19 protein-coding genes are annotated in these 17,812 nt (G+C 72.2%); 8 read left to right on the top strand and 11 right to left on the bottom strand.

What is annotated here, in order from left to right:
* The first annotated feature begins 66 nt into the window (after window positions 1–66).
* The 3 genes from GFD30_RS03660 (at window position 67) to ppdK (ending at window position 4,756) form a co-directional block, all read left to right on the top strand.
* Window positions 67–783, top strand: coding sequence for a TetR/AcrR family transcriptional regulator (locus GFD30_RS03660; RefSeq protein WP_153023870.1), 717 nt, complete (start codon window positions 67–69; stop codon window positions 781–783).
* Window positions 784–904: 121 nt separating this feature from the next.
* The gene (locus tag GFD30_RS03655; protein WP_153023869.1) at window positions 905–1,876 is read left to right on the top strand and encodes a DUF389 domain-containing protein; all 972 of its coding nucleotides are present in this window, start codon (window positions 905–907) and stop codon (window positions 1,874–1,876) included.
* A gap of 153 nt (window positions 1,877–2,029) precedes the next feature.
* Window positions 2,030–4,756: a pyruvate, phosphate dikinase gene (gene ppdK / locus GFD30_RS03650; protein WP_227995807.1), complete on the top strand. Its 2,727-nt coding sequence runs from the start codon at window positions 2,030–2,032 to the stop codon at window positions 4,754–4,756.
* A gap of 94 nt (window positions 4,757–4,850) precedes the next feature.
* Here ppdK and GFD30_RS03645 read toward each other — a convergent pair whose 3' ends face one another.
* Entirely contained in the window at window positions 4,851–5,591 is a 741-nt protein-coding gene (locus tag GFD30_RS03645; RefSeq protein WP_153023868.1) for an SDR family NAD(P)-dependent oxidoreductase, read from the bottom strand.
* Window positions 5,584–6,306 carry an SDR family NAD(P)-dependent oxidoreductase gene (locus tag GFD30_RS03640; RefSeq protein ID WP_153023867.1) on the bottom strand — a complete coding sequence of 241 codons (723 nt, stop codon included), beginning with the start codon at window positions 6,304–6,306 and terminating at the stop codon, window positions 5,584–5,586. Before GFD30_RS03640 ends, GFD30_RS03645 begins: the two co-directional genes overlap by 8 nt.
* 144 nt (window positions 6,307–6,450) lie before the next feature.
* Here GFD30_RS03640 and GFD30_RS03635 point away from each other — a divergent pair, with 144 nt between their 5' ends.
* Window positions 6,451–7,452: a sigma-70 family RNA polymerase sigma factor gene (locus GFD30_RS03635; RefSeq protein WP_153023866.1), complete on the top strand. Its 1,002-nt coding sequence runs from the start codon at window positions 6,451–6,453 to the stop codon at window positions 7,450–7,452.
* Between the two features lie 212 nt (window positions 7,453–7,664).
* Window positions 7,665–8,414 (top strand): glycoside hydrolase family 12 protein, encoded by a 750-nt coding sequence (locus GFD30_RS03630; protein WP_153023865.1) that lies wholly within the window; start codon window positions 7,665–7,667, stop codon window positions 8,412–8,414.
* A gap of 146 nt (window positions 8,415–8,560) precedes the next feature.
* On the opposite strand, the gene GFD30_RS03625 is transcribed toward GFD30_RS03630, so the two are convergent.
* The 6 genes from GFD30_RS03625 to GFD30_RS03600 all read right to left on the bottom strand — a co-directional run bounded on the left by GFD30_RS03625 (window position 8,561) and on the right by GFD30_RS03600 (window position 13,519).
* The gene (locus GFD30_RS03625; RefSeq protein WP_153023864.1) at window positions 8,561–8,992 is read right to left on the bottom strand and encodes a hypothetical protein; all 432 of its coding nucleotides are present in this window, start codon (window positions 8,990–8,992) and stop codon (window positions 8,561–8,563) included.
* Window positions 8,993–9,140: 148 nt separating this feature from the next.
* Complete coding sequence (locus GFD30_RS03620; protein WP_227995806.1) at window positions 9,141–9,962, bottom strand: cytochrome c oxidase assembly protein; 822 nt, start codon at window positions 9,960–9,962, stop codon at window positions 9,141–9,143.
* Entirely contained in the window at window positions 9,959–10,390 is a 432-nt protein-coding gene (locus GFD30_RS03615) for a DUF2243 domain-containing protein (protein ID WP_153023863.1), read from the bottom strand. Before GFD30_RS03615 ends, GFD30_RS03620 begins: the two co-directional genes overlap by 4 nt.
* Window positions 10,391–10,521: 131 nt before the next feature.
* Window positions 10,522–11,448, bottom strand: coding sequence for a DMT family transporter (locus tag GFD30_RS03610; protein WP_153023862.1), 927 nt, complete (start codon window positions 11,446–11,448; stop codon window positions 10,522–10,524).
* A 208-nt stretch (window positions 11,449–11,656) separates the two neighbouring features.
* Window positions 11,657–12,952 carry a PP2C family protein-serine/threonine phosphatase gene (locus GFD30_RS03605; protein WP_227995805.1) on the bottom strand — a complete coding sequence of 432 codons (1,296 nt, stop codon included), beginning with the start codon at window positions 12,950–12,952 and terminating at the stop codon, window positions 11,657–11,659.
* Between the two features lie 120 nt (window positions 12,953–13,072).
* The gene (locus GFD30_RS03600) at window positions 13,073–13,519 is read right to left on the bottom strand and encodes a MarR family winged helix-turn-helix transcriptional regulator (protein WP_153023861.1); all 447 of its coding nucleotides are present in this window, start codon (window positions 13,517–13,519) and stop codon (window positions 13,073–13,075) included.
* Between the two features lie 87 nt (window positions 13,520–13,606).
* Here GFD30_RS03600 and GFD30_RS03595 point away from each other — a divergent pair, with 87 nt between their 5' ends.
* Window positions 13,607–14,155: an NADPH-dependent FMN reductase gene (locus tag GFD30_RS03595; RefSeq protein WP_153023860.1), complete on the top strand. Its 549-nt coding sequence runs from the start codon at window positions 13,607–13,609 to the stop codon at window positions 14,153–14,155.
* Between the two features lie 49 nt (window positions 14,156–14,204).
* On the opposite strand, the gene folE is transcribed toward GFD30_RS03595, so the two are convergent.
* Both folE and GFD30_RS27460 read right to left on the bottom strand, forming a co-directional pair.
* Window positions 14,205–14,774, bottom strand: coding sequence for a GTP cyclohydrolase I (folE, locus tag GFD30_RS03590; protein WP_153024038.1), 570 nt, complete (start codon window positions 14,772–14,774; stop codon window positions 14,205–14,207).
* A gap of 5 nt (window positions 14,775–14,779) precedes the next feature.
* Window positions 14,780–14,905, bottom strand: coding sequence for a hypothetical protein (locus GFD30_RS27460; RefSeq protein WP_265575386.1), 126 nt, complete (start codon window positions 14,903–14,905; stop codon window positions 14,780–14,782).
* Between the two features lie 92 nt (window positions 14,906–14,997).
* Between GFD30_RS27460 and GFD30_RS03585 the strand changes: the two genes are divergently transcribed.
* Window positions 14,998–15,660: a helix-turn-helix transcriptional regulator gene (locus tag GFD30_RS03585; RefSeq protein ID WP_153023859.1), complete on the top strand. Its 663-nt coding sequence runs from the start codon at window positions 14,998–15,000 to the stop codon at window positions 15,658–15,660.
* A gap of 202 nt (window positions 15,661–15,862) precedes the next feature.
* On the opposite strand, the gene GFD30_RS03580 is transcribed toward GFD30_RS03585, so the two are convergent.
* A complete protein-coding gene (locus GFD30_RS03580; RefSeq protein ID WP_153023858.1) occupies window positions 15,863–16,861 on the bottom strand; it encodes an aldo/keto reductase in 999 nt (332 codons plus the stop codon).
* 111 nt (window positions 16,862–16,972) lie between these two features.
* On the opposite strand from GFD30_RS03580, the gene GFD30_RS03575 reads away from it, so the two are divergent.
* On the top strand, window positions 16,973–17,566 hold the full coding sequence (locus tag GFD30_RS03575; protein ID WP_153023857.1) for a TetR family transcriptional regulator: 594 nt from the start codon (window positions 16,973–16,975) through the stop codon (window positions 17,564–17,566).
* Window positions 17,567–17,812 lie beyond the last annotated feature (246 nt).

Genomic DNA, 17,812 nt, shown 5'->3' with positions numbered 1-17,812 from the left:
CAACGATAACGCTACATTGTTTTCTGTGATATACAAGTGGTAGCGGGATTCTGTTATCATCGGTTCATGAGCGAGCGAGAGGCAGTGCGGCGTCGGATCGTCGGCGCCGCAACGCGTCTGCTGGAATCCGAGGGCCGCGAAGCGGTGACCACCCGCGCGGTGAGCGCGGCCGCGGGAGTGCAGCCGCCGACGATCTACCGGCTGTTCACCGACATGCGGGGGCTCCTGGAGGCGGTGGCCGAGAGCGGGTTCAACGAGTACCTGGCGCGCAAGCGCGAGCAGCGGCTGACCGACGACCCGGTGGCCGACCTCCACGCCGGCTGGGACCTCCACGTCCAGTTCGGACTCGACTACCCGGCCCACTACCTGCTCATGTACGGCCAGACCGGCCAAGGCCACGCCGTTCCCGCGGTGAACGAGGGCCTCGCGCGGCTGCGGATGCTCGTCGAGCGCATCGCCGCGGCCGGGCGGCTCACGGTCGGCGTCGACACCGCGATCGCCATGGTCCACGCCGCCTGCGTCGGGACGACCCTCGGCCTCCTCGCGTCCGCGCCCGCCGAACGCGACCTCGATCGCTCCCGCCGGCTGCGCGAGTCGACCATCGGCGCCGTCACCGGGCGGCCGGTCGCCGCGACCGATGACCTCGCCCAGCGCGCGGTCGGACTGAAAGCGGCCCTCGACCAGGCCGGCGGCATGCTCACCCCCGGCGAACACGCGATCCTCGGCGAACTGCTCGACCGCCTCGCCGGCCACCGGGCGCCCCGAGCGGACCGCCGGGCCTGAAGACGAGGGGCGCAGCGGTCCGCGGAACCGCGGCCCGCGAAACCGCAGCCTGCCAAACAGCGCCCTGCGAAACAGCGGTGCCCGCCGGGCGGTCACGCCATAATGGACCGCGGAGGCGGCCATGAGCGTTCTGATTCCCTCGAGCCGGCGGCGGTCGTCGTCGGAGCTGTACGACCGGATCGACCTGGGCCACGGCGACCGGTCGGCCAAGCGGTCCGCCTACTGGACGATGCTGGTCCTCTCCGGCGTGATCGCGACCGCCGGCGTCATCGCGGACTCGACGGCGACCGTGATCGGCGCGATGATCGTCGCTCCACTGTCGACCCCGATCCTGGCCGTGGGCCTGGGCATCGTGAGCGGACGCCTCTCGCTCGTCGGGCGCTCACTCCTGTACGTCGCGGCGAGCGTGGCGGCCGTCGTCGCGATCGGCTACCTCGTCGCCCTCGTCCTTCCGAACCCGACGAACGTGCTCGCGAACTCGCAGGTGACCGGCCGCGTCTCCCCCACCCTGACCGACCTCGCGGCGGCGGTGGCCACCGGGTTCGCCGGCGCGATCGCGATCGCCCGCCGGGACGTCGGCGACGTCCTGCCCGGCGTCGCCATCGCCATCTCCCTGGTACCGCCGCTCGGAGTGGTCGGCGTGTGCCTCGGCTCGGGCGAGCCCGGACTCGCACTCGGCGCGCTGATCCTGTTCGCCTCCAACACGGTGGTGCTCATCATCGCCGCCGTGGTCGTCCTCATGGCCGCCGGTTACGCACGCGAGTCGGCCGAGCCGCCCGCCGCGGCATGGCGGGGCCGCGCGTACACGGCGCTCGCCGTCGCGTTCCTCGCCGTCGGCATCCCGATGACGCTCAACACCCTCACCTCGTTCTGGGCCGGGCAGGTGGGGTCGCTCGCCGAGACCTGGCTCGGCGGCACCGCCCAAGCCGAGGTCGGCGACGTCACCTGGCACGGCCACGGCCTCGTCGTCGAGGTCCGCAGCCCGCAGGGACTCCCCGACCTCGCCGAACTGCAGGACGCGGTGAACGGCGCCCTGCCCACCGACCCGCCGGTGACCGTCGTCCACACGGTCGGCGAGCGCATCACCGAATGACAGCGGTGTTCGATCCGGACGCAGGCGCACGCGACGCTCGACCCGGCCTCCCCGGCCTCCCCGCCTCGACGCCGGCCGACCAGTGTCCGCAGATTCATGCGAAACGGCCGCCGTTTGGCATCCAATGGAGAGAAGCCGCACGAAGCAAGCCGCATGAAACGGGGGGTCGGTGCGATGGACGGGGCGACGCAGCGATACGTGTTCGCGTTCCACGAGGGCGACAAGGACCACAGGGACCTGCTCGGAGGCAAGGGGGCGAACCTCGCCGAGATGACGAATCTCGGCCTGCCCGTCCCGCCGGGGTTCACGATCTCCACCGACGCGTGCCGCCGCTTCCTCGCCGACGGCCAGGAACCGCCGGAACTGCACGCGCAGATCAGCGGGCACCTGGCGCGGCTCGAGGCCGAGCGCGGCAAGCGCCTCGGCGCGGCCGTGGACCCGCTGCTGGTCTCGGTGCGGTCGGGCGCGAAGTTCTCCATGCCGGGAATGATGGAGACCATCCTGGACATCGGACTGGGCGACGAGTCCGTGGACGGGCTCGCGGCGGCCTCCGGAAGCGAGCGCTTCGCCTGGGACTCCTACCGGCGGCTCATCCAGATGTTCGGCTCCACCGTGCTCGGCATCGACGCCGCCCGGTTCAACGACGCGCTCGAGGCGGCCGAGCGGGAGCACGGCGCGACCGGCGACCTCGACCTCGACGCGGACGCCCTGCGCGGCGTGGTCGCGGACTACAAGGCGATCGTCCGCGACGCGACCGGCCGCGACTTCCCGCAGGACCCGCGCGAGCAGCTCGACATGGCGGTCCGGGCCGTGTTCGCCTCCTGGAACACCGAACGCGCCCGCATCTACCGCCGCCAGGAGCGCATCCCGCACGACCTCGGCACCGCCGTGACCGTGATGGCGATGGTCTACGGCAACCTCGGGCCCCACTCCGGCACCGGCGTCGCGTTCACCCGCGACCCCGCGACCGGCGCGCCCGGGGTCTACGGCGACTACCTGTCCGAGGCCCAAGGCGAGGACGTGGTCGCCGGGATCCGGACCCCCGTCCCCCTCCAGGAGCTGGAGCGGCTGCAACCGGCCGCCTTCACCGAACTCATGCGCATCATGGCCCTGCTCGAAGGCCACTACCGGGACCTGTGCGACGTGGAGTTCACCATCGAGCGCGGGAAGCTGTGGATGCTCCAGACCCGCGTCGGCAAGCGCACCGCGGCGGCGGCGTTCCGGATGGCGGTCCAGTTCCTCGACGACGGGCTCATCGACGTCAAGGAAGCCCTCGGCCGGGTCACCGGCGAACAGCTCGCGCAGCTCATGTTCCCGCAGTTCGACCCGGCGTTCGAGGCCAAGCCGATCGCCACCGGCGTGCCGGCGTCGCCGGGCGCGGCCGTCGGCGTCGCCGTCTTCGACTCCGAGTCCGCCGCCCGCAGCGACCTCAAGTCGATCCTGGTGCGCCGCGAGACCAGCCCCGACGACCTCCCCGGCATCATCGCCGCCGAAGGCGTCCTCACCAGCCGCGGCGGCAAGACCTCCCACGCCGCGGTCGTCGCGCGCGGCATGGGCAAGACCTGCGTGGTCGGCGCCGACGCACTCGAGATCGACCTCGAGCACCGGCACTTCACCACCGCCGACGGCGTCATCGTGCGCGAAGGCGACACCATCTCCATCGACGGGACGACCGGCCGTGTCTACTCGGGGATGATCGACGTGGTCCCCTCCCCGGTCGTCGAGTTCTTCGAAGGCCGCCTCAGCGACGACGAACGGCAGCGCGACCCGGTGGTCCAGGCGGTCTCCCGCCTGATGATCGCCGCCGACGAGCACCGGCGCCTCGGCGTCCACGCCAACGCCGACACGCCCGCCGACGCGAAGCGGGCCCGCCGGTTCGGGGCCGACGGCATCGGCCTGTGCCGCACCGAGCACATGTTCCTCGGCGAACGCCGCCGCCGCGTCGAAGAGCTCATCCTCGCCGAGTCGGAGGCGGAGCAGGACAAGGTGCTCGCCGAACTGCTGCCGATGCAGCTCGGCGACTTCGTCGGCGTCCTCGCCGCGATGGACGGCCTGCCGGTGACGATCCGGCTCATCGACCCGCCGCTCCACGAGTTCCTCCCCGACCTCACCGAGCTGTCGGTCAAGGTCGCGCTGGCCGAAGCGCGCGGCGAGGTCGACGAGGGCGACGCCCGGCTGCTCAAGGCGGTCCGCCGCCTGCACGAGCAGAACCCGATGCTGGGTCTGCGCGGCGTGCGGCTCGGCCTGGTCGTGCCGGGCCTGGTGGCCATGCAGGTCCGCGCCATCGCCGAGGCGGCCGCGGCCCGGATCAGGGCCGGAGGCGACCCGCGACCGGAGATCATGGTGCCGCTCATCGGCGGGGCCGAGGAGTTCGAGCTCATGCGCGAGGAGATCCGGCGCGTCCTCGACGACGTCGCGAACACGTCCGGGCTCTCGATCCGCGCCGCGATCGGCACCATGATCGAACTGCCGCGGGCCGCGCTCACCGCCGGGCGCATCGCCGGGCACGCCGAGTTCTTCTCGTTCGGGACCAACGACCTGACGCAGACGACCTGGGGGTTCTCTCGCGACGACGTCGAAGGCTCGTTCTTCCCCGCGTACCTCGAGCAGGGGATCTTCACGGTGTCGCCGTTCGAATCCCTCGACGAGGAGGGCGTCGGGCGGCTCGTGTCGATCGCGGTCGAGGAGGGACGCGCCGCGCGCAGGGACCTGGTGATCGGGGTGTGCGGCGAGCACGGCGGCGACCCGTCCTCGGTCCGCTTCTTCGACCGGGTCGGCCTCGACTACGTCTCGTGCTCCCCGTTCAGGGTGCCGGTCGCGAGGCTCGAGGCCGGCCGGGCGGCGGTGCTCCAGAAGTCGGACGAGACCGACACGCGCTGACGCCGAGCACCGTAGGACCGACCTCGTCTTCTCCCGCCCGCCGAAGCCCTCCGCGAGACAGCAAGCCGGCGGCGCGCGACCTCCGATGCGCTGGTCAGGGCAGCGCCTTCAGTCCGGCCGCGGTGAGCATGTACCCGGCGGCGAGCACCGCCGTGTCGGTGCCGACCAGGTCGAGCACCGCCGTCCCGGCCAGCTCGGGGGTCAGCGGGTCGCCGAGCCGCTCCAGGAACGTCTCCTCGGTCTCGCCGTTGCGGGCCGCATAGGCGCGGATGCCGCGGGCACCGACCTCGCCGTGCGGCGTGATCCGAGGCAGCACCGCGGTCACGGCGAGGCCGAGCCCGGCGCGGTCCGACTCGTCCTGGGCGTAACCGGCGATGAACCGCTGCGCCGCCTTCGCCCCCGCATAGCCGCCGCTCACCGGCGAACCGCCGATGGCCGCACCGCTGCTGACCACCACGATCCGGCTGCCGGGCGGCAGCGGTTGCAGCAGCGCCTCACGCAGCCACGTGAACGCGATCTTGACGTCGGCGTCCCAGTTCACGGAGAACGTGTCCCAGGTGTGGTGGTGCAGCGGCCGCATCACCGGATTGGCGCCGGCGGCCAGGACCAGCACGTTCGGCGCGTACCGGTCCAGCATCCGCCAAGCGGTCTCGGGCTCGGCCGCGTCGGCGGCCTCGGTCCGGATGCCGGCGCCGGCCGGCTCGTCGAACGCGGGGCGCCGGCGCGCCACCGCGACCACCGAGGCCCCGGCCTCGGCGAGCGCGAGCGCGATGCCGCGCCCCAGCCCGCGGCCGGCTCCAACGACGAGGGCGGTCGTCCCATCGAGGTCAGCCATTGCCGGCCGCCTGGAGGTAGGTCGCCATGTGCCGTTCGAGCGCCTTGGTGGGCCCGCCGTCCCAGCCCAGGGTCGTGGACGACGAGAGCGGGTCGGGGAAGATGTCCTCCTCGCCCTTCTCGACGCCGTCGAACACGCGGCTCGCCACCGCTGCCGGTGCGGCCTTGGGGATGTCGAAGCCGCGGGTCATGTCGGTGTCGGTGGGGCCCAACAGCACCGCGTGGACCCCGACGCCCTCGCCGGCCAGGAGCATCCGCAGCGACTGGGTCATCGAGAACGCCGCCGCCTTCGACATCGAGTAGGACGGCTGGAGCGGCATGGCGGCCACGCCCGACAGGGACAGGACGTTGACGATCCGGCCCCGCGAGCGCGTCAGCGCCGGCAGGAACGCCTGCGTCACCGCGTACGCCCCGAAGCAGTTGACGGCGAAGTGGCGTTCGAGCGCGGCGTCGTCGCCGAAGGTCTCCGGGAGGGCGATCCCGGCGTTGTTGACGAGGACGTCGAGCGCGCCGACCGTCGCCGCCGCGGCCTGGACCTCGGCGGAGTCGGTCACGTCGATCTGGACCGGGACGACCCGCGCGTCCGGGTGGGTCATCGGCACGCGCGTGCCCGCGTACACGCGGGCCGCGCCCCGTTCCAGGGCCTCGGCCACCAGCGCCCGCCCCAGGCCGCGGTTGGCTCCGGTGATCAGGACGGTCTTGTCCGTGAACGTCATGGTTGCTCCTTCAGGATCGGTCTCTCGAAGGGGTAGGCACCGCCGGCGGGCAGAATTGGTCGGGCCCGAAGCGACCAGTTCGCGGCCCGGCCGGTGTCACAACTGAAGAGGGGTTTTCCGATCCGAGCGGAGTGATGACACGTGATGGCGACCGAACTGCTCACCGAGGCGCGAGCGGGCGACGGCGAGGCGTTCCGGCGTCTGACCGAGCCGTACCGGCGCGAGCTCCAGGTCCACTGCTACCGGATGCTCGGCTCGGTCCAGGACGCCGAGGACGCGCTGCAGGACACGCTGCTCGACGCCTGGCGCGGACTCGACGGTTTCGAGGGCCGCTCGTCGATTCGGACCTGGCTCTACCGGGTCGCCACGAACCGGTGCCTCAACGCGCTGCGCACGGCGCGACGCCGCCCGGCGCGGGCGTGGAGCAACCCCGACGTCGATCCGCCCGAGCCGACCCGGTGGGGCGAGGTCGCCTGGCTCGAGCCGTACCCCGACGCGCTGCTCGAAGGCGCGCTGGCCGCGGTGCCGGGCCCGGAGGCGCGGTACGAGCAGACCGAGGCGATCTCGCTCGCCTTCACCACCGCGGTGCAGCTCCTGCCGGCCCGCCAGCGCGCGGTGCTGATCCTGCGCGACGTGCTCGGCTACCGCGCCGACGAGGTGGCGGACATGCTCGACTCGACCACCGAGTCCGTCCACAGTGCTCTCAAGCGCGCCCGCGCGGGCCTCGAGCGGCGGCTGCCGGACGGGCGGGAGCCGGCCCCCGGGCCGGACACGGCCGCCGAGCGGGCCCTCGTCGACGGTTTCGTCCGCGCGTACGCCTCAGGGGATGTCGACGCGCTCGTCGCGCTGTTCGCCGAGGACGTGCGCATCTCCATGCCGCCGGTGCCGCACGAGTACGAGGGCCGCGAGGCGGCGGCGGGCTTCTTCGCCGCGGTCATGGGCGACGACTGGTCGCTCACGCTCGTTCCGGTGCGCGCGAACGGCCAGCCGGCGTTCGCGGGCTACGACGGGTCGGCGTCCGGCGGGCCGCGCCCGGGAACCGGCATCACCGTGCTCACCATCGCCGGGGACAGGATCAGCGCCCTCGTGAAGTTCGACGGCGCCCTGCTCCCCCGGTTCGGCCTGCCGGAGTCGCTGCCGGGCTGATGTGCGTTCGCCGCAAGCGAACTCGGGACGATTCGTCAGACCTCTCGTTGAATGCTCTTTTTGTTTGATGAGCCGATCAAACATTGACACTCGCCCGTTCCGCATAGCAGTATGTCCATATATCGCGCTAAAGCCGCATCCGAGGCGCGATCCGACACAGACTGTGCCCGAGGGCGATCCGACCGCTCCGCGCACGGGAAGGACAAGGTCATATGAATGCCATCAAGAGCAGGACGGCCGCAGGCCGGGCGGCCCTCGTCGTCCTCGTGGTCGCGGGGCTCCTGGGCCTCGCGTCCCCGGCGCAGGCGCAGGTGTACTCCACGTGCGACCGGTGGGGCAGCCACACGCAGGGCTCCTGGACGGTCTACAACAACATCTGGGGCGAGAACCACGGCACGCAGTGTCTGACCGTCAACAGCATCAAGTCCTGGTACGTCGACGCGAACCACTCGGGCGGCGGGATCAAGAGCTACCCGAACACGTCGGTCTCGCCCCGGACTCCCTTGTCGCAGATGAATTCCGCGGGCTTCTGGTACAACACGTCCTCGGCGCCCGTCGCCGGCGCGGACCACTGGAACTGGACCAGCGACATCTGGTCGTCCGGCAACCAGGACGAGATCATGGTCTTCACCAGCTGGGCCGGGGGACCCGCAGGCAGCTGGGGGCAGCAGATCGCGTCCAACGTGACCATCGGCGGCGTTCTCTACGCGTCGGTCTGGCAGGCCGACCCCGGCTGGAACGTCCTGCAGTTCATCCCGGCGCAGCAGAGCACGAGCGGCACCATCGACGCGCTCGGCGTCTGGTGGTGGGCCGCGTCGCAGGGCCTGCTGCGCAACACCACCTTCGACACGATGCAGTTCGGCCTCGAGATCACCTCGACCAGCGGTGTCCAGAAGCGGTACTCGCTGAACGCCTACAGCGCCTGGTGGAGCAACACCTCCGGCGGCGGGTCGAGCATCTGACCGCCGGCGGTCCGCCGCCTCGGTGACGAACCGTTCCCATTGGCACGCAACCCGTCCGGGCCCCGCGGGGCCCGGAGGTCGGTGCCGGGCGCCCTCGCCGTGCGCTATCCAAGGCCGGGCCCGCATCGGCGGTCGACCCGCCGTGATCAGGGCGGGGGCTGGACCGGCTCGTCCGGGAACGGCCTGAGCGGATCGTCCACGGTGGGCGCTCCGGGCTCGGGCCGGTCCGGGTCGGGCTCGTGCGGATCGACGGGCTCCGGCGGCACCGGGTCGGGGTCGTTCGGATCGGCCGGCCCGTCCGGGATCGGCTCCAGCGGGTCCGTCTCGGCGGGCACGGGATCGCCGGGGTCGGACCCGCCCGGCGCGCCCTCGTCCTCGGGGATCTCGGCGGCGAGCTGCTCCTCAAGGGGCGTGCCCTGGCGCTCCTCCCGCGGCGTCATGCCGTACTTGTCCGCCTCCTGGAAGTCCTCCGCGTCGAGGATCGCGTCCTCGAGCCCTTCCTCGTTCGGCTGCTCGTCGTCGATGAACCCGAAGGTCTCGTGCTCGGCGGCGTCGTAACCCGTGTTCCCGTCGGTCATGGAACCCCCCTTTCGGTCGCGGCCCCAGAGGTACCCCGGCCGTGGGCGAACATGCGCCAGGACGGCTCCGCGACTTCGCGGCGGCCCCGTACACGCGACCGGAGCCTCCCAAGCTGCCGCGGCGGCCGCCGTGCCGGGCCCGGCCGGTTCACTCCTGCGGCGCCGGCGTCGGAAGCAGCGCGGTGCGGCGGTGTCCGCGGGCTCGGGCGCGGCCGGCCGTTCGGTACCACTGGAGGGCGATGACGGCGGCGAGAGCGAGTTCGACCAGGTCGCCCCCGTAGTACATGAGCTGTGCGGCGCTGTGGAGGTCGGCGGTGGCGACGGCGGTGCCCGGCGGCGGTGTCGTGTAGAGGGACTTGGCGAGGACGGCGTGCGCGGCACCGGCGGCGAGGAGGCTCCCGCCGCGCCAGACCGGGCTCCAGCGGCGGCGGACCGGGTCGACCTGACAGACCGCGAACGTGAACAGGACCCCCGCGGCGATGACGTGCAGTTGGACGAGCGTATGCGCCGCCGGCAGGTGCTGGACCGCGGCGAACACCGGAGTTCGGTACAGCAGCCACAGCCCGCCGACGTCCAGCAGCGCCGCCGCGGGCGGGAACGCGAGCCACGCTGCTGGCCGGGACCTTGCGAGCGCCAGGAGTGCGCGGCGGGGCCGGCCCGGGCGCAGGGCGCGGAACGCGAGGGTGAGCGGGCGGGCGAGGACCAGGAGGAGCGGCGCCGCCATGCCGATGACCAGATGCCGTCCCATGTGGGCGGTGAACGGCCCGCCCGGGAGCGGGCCAATGAACGCATAGGCCACCGCCCAGGCTCCGGCGGTGAACCCGGCCTCGCGAACCCACGGCCAGGCGTCGCCGCGTCGGCGGAGCCGGTCGGCGCCCCGCGAGTAGGCCAGGATCGCCCCGATCGCGGCGGCCGCCACGAGCAGGTCGAACGCGCCGACCATCGCGTGTTGCGGATGCGGCCCGCTCATTGCGACCGCCGCGCGGGTGGGCGGCGGTGCACGCGGACGGCCAAAACCGCGCCCACGGCCAGCAGCGCCAGCGCGGCGCCGTTCCAGGCCAGGTCGTACGGCAGCGGGTCGACGCCATAGCGGATCTGATGCAGTCGCAGCAGCTTGTGGTCGACGATGCCGTCGAAGAGCTGGAAGCCGCCCAGGCCGAGGAACAGCCCGGCCCGGGCGTGGGCCCGGGACAGGGCACCGCGGCGGCGCAGGTCGGCGTACCAGGTGAACCCCGCGACCAGACCCAGTAGCTCGGCAGTGTGCAGGATCCCGTCCGAGACCAGGCCGACCGTCGAGGTCGACCGGTCGAAGAAGTGGTGCCAGTGCAGGATCTGGTGGAAGACGATCTCGTCGACCGCGGCCATGACCGCCGCGCCGATCACCGCGCATGCGACCATCGACCGGCCCGGCCGCAGCACCGGCCCCGATGGCGCGGGGCGCGCCGCACCTGCCCGCGGTCGGGGCGCTTCGTCGTTCACCACCGCCGGATACCGCCCGGGCTGCGGGCCAAACCCGCTCGCCGGGGTGGTCAGGCCGGGTCGGCGGCCTCTGCCGGCTGCGGTTCGCGGTCGTCCCGGTCGGCGTGCGGCCTCCCGCGCAGCGCGAGCGCCACGCCGATCGCTACGACGGCCAGGCCCGCCCACGAGAGGGAGTGCAGCTCGTCGCCGAACATGAGCCACGCCCAGAGCATCGTGGTCGGCGGGGTCAGGTAGAGCAGGCCCGATGCCGTCGTCGCGCCCGAGCGGTGCACGACGGCCCAGTACAGGCCGTAGCCGCCGATCCCGGCGAACACCACGGTCCAGGCCACGCCGGTCCAGAAGTCGGCCGTCATCGGCGGCTCGAGCGTCCCGGTCGCCGCCGACAGGCATCCGAACACGACCGCGGCGACCAGGAAGTGCAGGGCGAGCGCCTCGGTCTGGCCGAGGTCGTCCGGGTCCTCGCGCCGCTCGATCACGGTCCCGGTCACGATGCTCACGACCGCTGCGTACGGGAGCGCGAAGGCCCAGAGCGGCGCCGTTCCTCCGCCGGCGTCGGCCCACACGACCAGGCCGACACCGGCCAGTCCCACGGCCAGGCCGACGATCTGCACCTTCGTGGCGGGCTGTCCGAGAAAGCGCGAGGCGGCCACTGCCATGACGATCGGCTGGAGCGCGGCGATGAGCGACACCAGGCCCGGCGCGACGCCGAGCTGCGCCGCGTATCCGATCCCCGCCAGGTACCCGACCTGCGCGAGCAGCGCCACGGCCACGTGCACCCCGAGGTGACGCCGGCTCGGAAGCGACCGGCGCCGCAGCCGCCACCACAGCCACAGTGCCGCCGGAACCGCCAGGACCAGGAACCGCCATGCCAGCAGGGTCGGCGCCGGCGCGTCGCGCGTGCCGATCTCGATCCCGATGAACCCGCCGCTCCACGCCACCACGAACCCTGCCGCGAACATTCGGTCCGTCACGCTCATGCCACCGGATAACCGGAACGGGCGCCGGTAACCGCCGCGGGTCGGAGTGCCGTGCCGGCACCCGGCCCGAGGCGGCCGGTTCGCGGACGGCCCCGTGTCGGCGTCCGGCGAGTACGCGGCCCGAGGTGGCCGAGGGCCATCTGCGCGGAGGACCGTTTCGCGGCACCGTCCCGGCGCCCGGCGATACTCGACCCGAGGCGGCCGAGGGCTATCCGCGCGGCGGCCGGCTCGCGTCCGCGTCGGTGCGGCGGGCGGTTCCGGCCTGCGGCAGGCCGGCGAGCAGTTCCGGCCGGCGTCCAGATTCGGCGCCGATCCACTCGGCGAGCAGGACGGTCGCGTCGTCGGTGAGTTTGCCCCCGTGGTGGTCGAGGATGCTGCGAATGAGCCGGCGCAGCGTCTCCGGCGCCGGAAGCTGGTCGGTGTGGTGGCGGATGAGGAAGTCGGTGAACCGCTCCAGACCGAACTCCCGCCCTTCGTGGTTGCGCGTCTCGGCGATCCCGTCGGTGTAGAGCACGATGCGGTCGCCCGGCTCGAGCTGCTCGCGGCACACCGCGGCTTCGAGTCCCAGATCGGTGCCCATGGGATGGGCGGGAGGGCATTCCAGGCCGGTCGACCAGCGCTTGCCCCGGATGATGATCGGGGCCGGGTGCCCCCGGTTGATCCAGGTCAGCACGCCGGTGCGGGTATTGAGGGTGGCGAGGACGCCGGTCACGTACTGCTCGCCGTCGAACTGGTCGAGGAGGACCCGCTCGATGACCGCGCCGGTCTCGACCAGGCCGACGTCCTTCCGCCGCTGGTTGCGGTAGGTCGCTACGGCGATGTTCGCGGCGACTCCGGCGGCGGTGTCGTGCCCCATGGAGTCGAACACCGCCAGATGGACCTCGTCGTCGGCGACCGCGTAGTCGAAGGCGTCGCCACCGACTTCGTACGCGGGTTCCATGAGCCCGCTGACGACCACGTCGGAGTCCGCGTACGTTCGCGGCGGCATCAGCTCCCATTCGAGTTCGGCGACGATCTTCATCTTCTGGGTGCGCAGCAGCCGGGGATACGCGTCGCTCGAACCGCGGCGTGCGATGAGCACCAGCGCGGTCATGGACGCGAGGAGTTCGCTGCTCTTGCGCGCTTCAGGTCTGTCGTCGGCGCTGCTCACCCGCAGGACGCCGAGTCGCTCGGTGCCCTTGATCAGCGGTGTCCACCAGACGGACCTGCCCTGATCGTCCGGGTGTCCCTGGACGAGCCGCCCGTACTGGAAGGCGCGGCCCGCCAGGGTGCCTTCGACGGCGTACTCGGCGGGGACGCCCTGCTTGGCGTCGGCGCCGAGCCCGGTCATCTCGCGGAGCACCTCCTGCCGGATGTCGACCAGGAAGATCGCCGCGTCCTGCAGGCCGGCCATGGCGCCGTGCCGGTTCACCTCCACGGGGATGTCCCTGAACGCGACGAGGTGGCTGCGGTCCAGGAGCCCGGCGAGCATGGCGAAGCCGCCGTTCTCGTACTGCGTGTCCATGACCTGCTCCTCCACGGCCGGTCGGCGCCCTGAGATCCGTCGGCCGGACTTCTGAGTCTTCCACCGTTCAGGAGGCGGGAACGGGAATCACGGGGTTTCGCGGCTCGGTCCCTCCGCGGCTCAGTTGTCGAGGACCTTCTCGGCGATGTCGCCGAGGACCTGCAGCTCCGCGGGGGTGAGCCGGTCGATCAGGTGGCGGCGGACCGAGTCGACGTGGCCGGGGGCGGCGCCGCGGATGGCGCCGCGACCGGTCTCGGTCAGGGCCACCACGGTGCCGCGGGCGTCGTCGGGGTCGTCTTCGCGGGTGACGAGGCCGCGCTGCTCCATCCTGCCGAGGTGGCGGGAGAGGCCGCTGCGGGTCCACAGCAGCCGCTCGCTGAGCTCGCCGACGCGGATCGCCGGGTCGGGCAGTTCGGAGAGGATCGAGAGCACGTCGTAGTCCTGCTCGGAGAGTCCGGCGTCGGCGGCGAGATCGCGGTTGATCCGGAGGTCGAGCAGGCGGCGCATGCGGCGGTAGCCGAGCCAGGCGCGCATCTCGGTGTCGCTGAGCCAGCGGGGTTCGGTCATGCACCTCACGATAGCCGATAGTTGACATGTAACCGATCCTCGGGCTAGATTTTCGGTTACATGTAACCGATAAATGGAGGACCCGCCATGACCACCGCACCCCAGCTCCTCGTGTTCGCCGCTTCCACGCGCCCCGGCTCGCTCAACCGCCGCCTCGCCGAGACGGCGGCCGACCGGCTGCGGGCCGCCGGCGCCGAGGCGCGGCTCGTCGATCTCGACGACTACCCGGTCCCGCTCTACAGAGGAGGGATCGAGCTGGACGGCGGCGTCGCCGAAGGCGCGCGGCGGTTCGCGGACGACCTGGCCCGCCACGACGGCCTCGTCCTCGTCTCCCCCGAGTACAACCACTCCATGCCCGGCGCGCTGAAGAACCTGCTCGACTGGGTCTCCCGCATCAAGCCGTGGCCGACCTCCGGCGTCCGCGCCATGCTCATGTCGGCCTCCCCCGGCGCCCGAGGCGGAGCCCGCGGGCTCGCCGCGCTCCGCATCACGTTGGAGAGCAATGACATGCGCGTCCACGAGACCCAGTTCGCCCTCCCGGCCGCCGATCGCGTCCTCACCGAGGACGGGTTCAGCGACCCCGGCGAGAGCGACCGCCTCGACCACGCGCTGAAGGCCCTCCTGGCCGCCGTCTAGAGCGGCGAACGACCGGAGACCCGAGACGGTTCGCCGCTCGCACGGCCGGTCAGAAGCCGGCCAGGGAGAGGAATTCCTGCCGGGATCGCGGGTCGGTGCGCAAGTGCCCCAGCAGGGTCGAGGTGACCGTGCTGGATCCGGTCGCCTGCGCGCCGCGCAGGGTCATGCACGAGTGCTCGGCCCTGATCACCACGCCGACGGCCCGCGCGCCGAGCCGGTCCTGAAGCCAGTCGGCGGTCTGCTTGGTCAGCCGCTCCTGTGTCTGCGGCCGGCAGGCGAAGTGCTCGACGACGCGGGCGAGTTTGGAGAGGCCGAGCACGCGTTCACCGGGCAGGTAGCCGACGCAGGCGTGGCCGGTGAACGGCAGCAGATGGTGCTCGCAGATCGACCGGAACGGGATGTCCCTCGCCAGGACGAGTTCGTCGTAGCGCTCGTCGTTGGGGAACGTCGTGAGGTCGAACGGGCGGGGCGTGAGCATCTCCGCCCAGGCCCGGGCCATCCGCCCGGGAGTGTCGCGCAGGTGGTCGGAGTCCGTCTCGACGCCCAGCGCCTTCAGGAACGCCCCCGCCGCGGCCTCCGCCGCGATCATGTCGGGCTCGGCGGCGTCCTCGACGCGCATCGCCGTCACGGGGCCGGGACGGTGTCGGCGCCGGTGGCCGCGCGGCGGTCGCGGACGGCGGCGAGGCGGACGGGCCGGTGGACGCAGGAGGCCGGATCGCCGGAGGTTCGAAGCGCTGAGGTCGTCGACATGACCACGCTCCTTTCTAAAGACAATACAGATTGTTTTTAGTGTGGGCAGTCGACGGATATTTGTCAAGATTCATTGGTGGTAGATTCGCCGCATGGACGAGGCTGCGGTCCCCGACGCGACGGGCGACCTCGACGCGCTGTCGAATCCGGTCCGGCGCCGCGTATACGACTACGTCGCAGGCCAGAGCGCCCCGGTGCGGCGCGATCAAGTGGCCGAAGCGGTCGACATCAGCCGCACGCTCGCCGCGTACCACCTCGACCGGCTCGCCGAGGCGGGCCTGCTCACCACCGGTTACGCCCGTCCCGAAGGCCGGGGCGGCCCCGGGGCGGGGCGGCCCGCCAAGCAGTACGCGCCGGCGCAGGACGAGGTGTCGGTGACGATCCCGCCGCGCGACTACCGCCTGTTCGCCGAGATCCTCGTCGACGCCGTCGCGGACGCGGACTCCGAGGCGCTGCGGTCCGCACTGGCCGCCGCCGCGGAGCGGCACGGACGTGCCGTCGCCGAAGACGGCGGCGACCTCCTGGCGACGCTCGGCGGCTGCGGGTACGAGCCGCAGGTCACCGAGCGCGGCGACATCGAGTTGCGCAACTGCCCGTTCCACCGGATCGTCCAGCGGGAGACCGCGCTGGTCTGCGGCGTCAACCGCGCGTTCCTGCGCGGCGTCCTCGCCGCCCGCGACGCCGAGCCCGACCGCGTCGAACTCGCGCCGGCCCCGGGGCGCTGCTGCGTGGTCGTCCACCCGGCCGGGACCTGACGGCGAGCGCGGCCTCCTCCGGGACGAGAGCGCGGCGCAGTGGTGCCGACCGGCCGCCACGAGTCCCGCATGGACTCGGGATGGATCCGGAGCGACGCCGGACCTGCCGCCGGTTCATCGTCCTTCAGGAACGATCGGGCGGCCGGCACCGATGCGCGGCGGCGATCGATGCCGCTCGCCCGAGTTCATCGTCTGGGCGTCGTCAGACCCATTCGGGGAGTCGGGCGTAGCGGGCGCCGAAGCCGCCGCTCGGCAGGATCTCCTTGACGGCGGCGAGATCGTCGTCGGTGAGGACCACATCGGCCGCGGCCGTGTTCTCCTCGACGCGAGTCCGGCTGCGGGAGCCGGGGATCGGGACGATGTAGTCCCGCTGGTGCAGGATCCAGGCCAGGGCCAGCTTCGGGACCGTGACGCCCTTGGACGCGGCGAGTTCGGCGAGGCGGTCGACGGCCTCGACGTTCTTCTCGAAGTTGCCTGCCTGCCAGCGCGGGTCGACGCGGCGCATGTCGGTCTCGTCGTACTCGGCGGCGGGCTTGGCGGTGCCGGTGATGAAGCCGCGGCCCAGCGGCGAGTAGGCGACGAAGCCGATGCCGAATTCCTCGAGCACGGGGAAGAGCCGTTCGACGTCGCGTTCGAACAGGGAGTACTCGGTCTGGAGGACCGAGACGGGCTGCACGGTGTGCGCCTTGCGGATGGTCTCGGGTCCGGCTTCGGAGAGCCCGAAGTACTTGACCTTCCCGGCGTCGATGAGCTCCTTGACGGTGCCGGCGACGTCCTCGATGGGGACGGCGGGGTCGACCCGGTGCTGGTAGAGCACGTCGAGATGGTCGACGCCGAGATAGCGCAGGCTGTTGTCGGCGACCCTGCGGATGTTCTCGGGGCGGCTGTCGAGGCCGAAGCCGGCGCGGGTGGCGGGGAGGCCGCGGCCGAGGTCGGCGGCGTCGAAGCCGAACTTGGTGGCGATGACGACGTCGTCGCGGAAGTCCTTGACCGCCTTGCCGAGGAGGATCTCGTTGGAGCCGGTGCCCCGGCCGTAGAGCTCGGCGGTGTCGAAGAAGTCGACGCCCAGTTCGTAGGCGCGGCGGATGGCGGCGATGCCCTCGGTCTCGTCGCCGGGGCCGTAGGCCATGGTGAGTCCCATGGTGCCGTAGCCGATGGCGGAGACCTGGAGTCCTTGGGTGCCGAGCGTGCGGTGCTGCATGGAGCTTCCCTCCGGTTGCGTTCGCAGTGTCAAACCAAACGGTTCGGTTTTACCGTACTCCAGCGCTCCACGATCGTCAAACCGTTCGGTTCGGCCGGGTAAGCTGGCCGGATGCCGCCACGTCCGAGCCCCGAAGCGACCCGCGACCGGATCGTCGCCGCCGCGCGGGCCGAATTCGCGCGCCATGGGATCGCCGGGGCCCGCATCGACCGGATCGCGAAGGCGGCCAAGACCAGCAAGGAGCGCGTCTACGCGTACTTCACCAGCAAGGAGGCGCTCTACCGGCTGGTCTCGCTCGAGGAGCTGACCGCGGTCGCCGAGGCGACGCGCATGGACCCGACCGACCTCCCCGCGTACGCGGGCCGCCTCCACGACTACTTCACGGCCCACCCGGAGCGGTACCGGCTCATGCAGTGGGGCCGCCTCGAACTCGAGCCCGGCGGCGGCGCCCCCGACGACCCGGTCCGGGCGAAGATGGCCGGGAAGATGGAGCAGCTGCGGAAGGCGCAGGAGTCCGGGCTGCTCGACCCCGACTGGGAACCGATCGACATCCTGGTGCTGCTCAACCAGATCGCCGCCGCCTGGGCCGGCCGGCCCGACCTCGTCCCCGGCGACCCCGCTGAGCGCGAGCGGTTCTTGCACGAGCGCCGCACCGCCGTCGTCAAAGCCGTCGAGCGGCTTTTTCCCGCCGCATCCCGATCCTGACGACGGATCCGCCCGTCCCGCAACGGGCCTTCAATCCTCGTCCGCGGTCGGGCCGTCATCGGCAGGGATCTACGCGGCCCCTACGAGAACGGCGTCGCGGCGACCGGAGATGACGAGTTCCTCAGTCCCCCAGGGGAACTCGCCGAGGACGAGCAGTTCCGCGCACCGGCGCGACCGGCCCCGCAGCCGCTGGCCAGGTCGGGCTGGGACGAGTTTTGCCTGCCGTGCCCCGGGTATCCATGCAGG

The sequence above is a fragment of the Glycomyces albidus genome, from assembly GCF_009451885.1.
GTDB lineage: Bacteria > Actinomycetota > Actinomycetes > Mycobacteriales > Micromonosporaceae > Glycomyces > Glycomyces albidus.
Note: the sequence above shows the minus strand (reverse complement) of the source record. Positions and strands in the feature narration are given on the sequence as shown.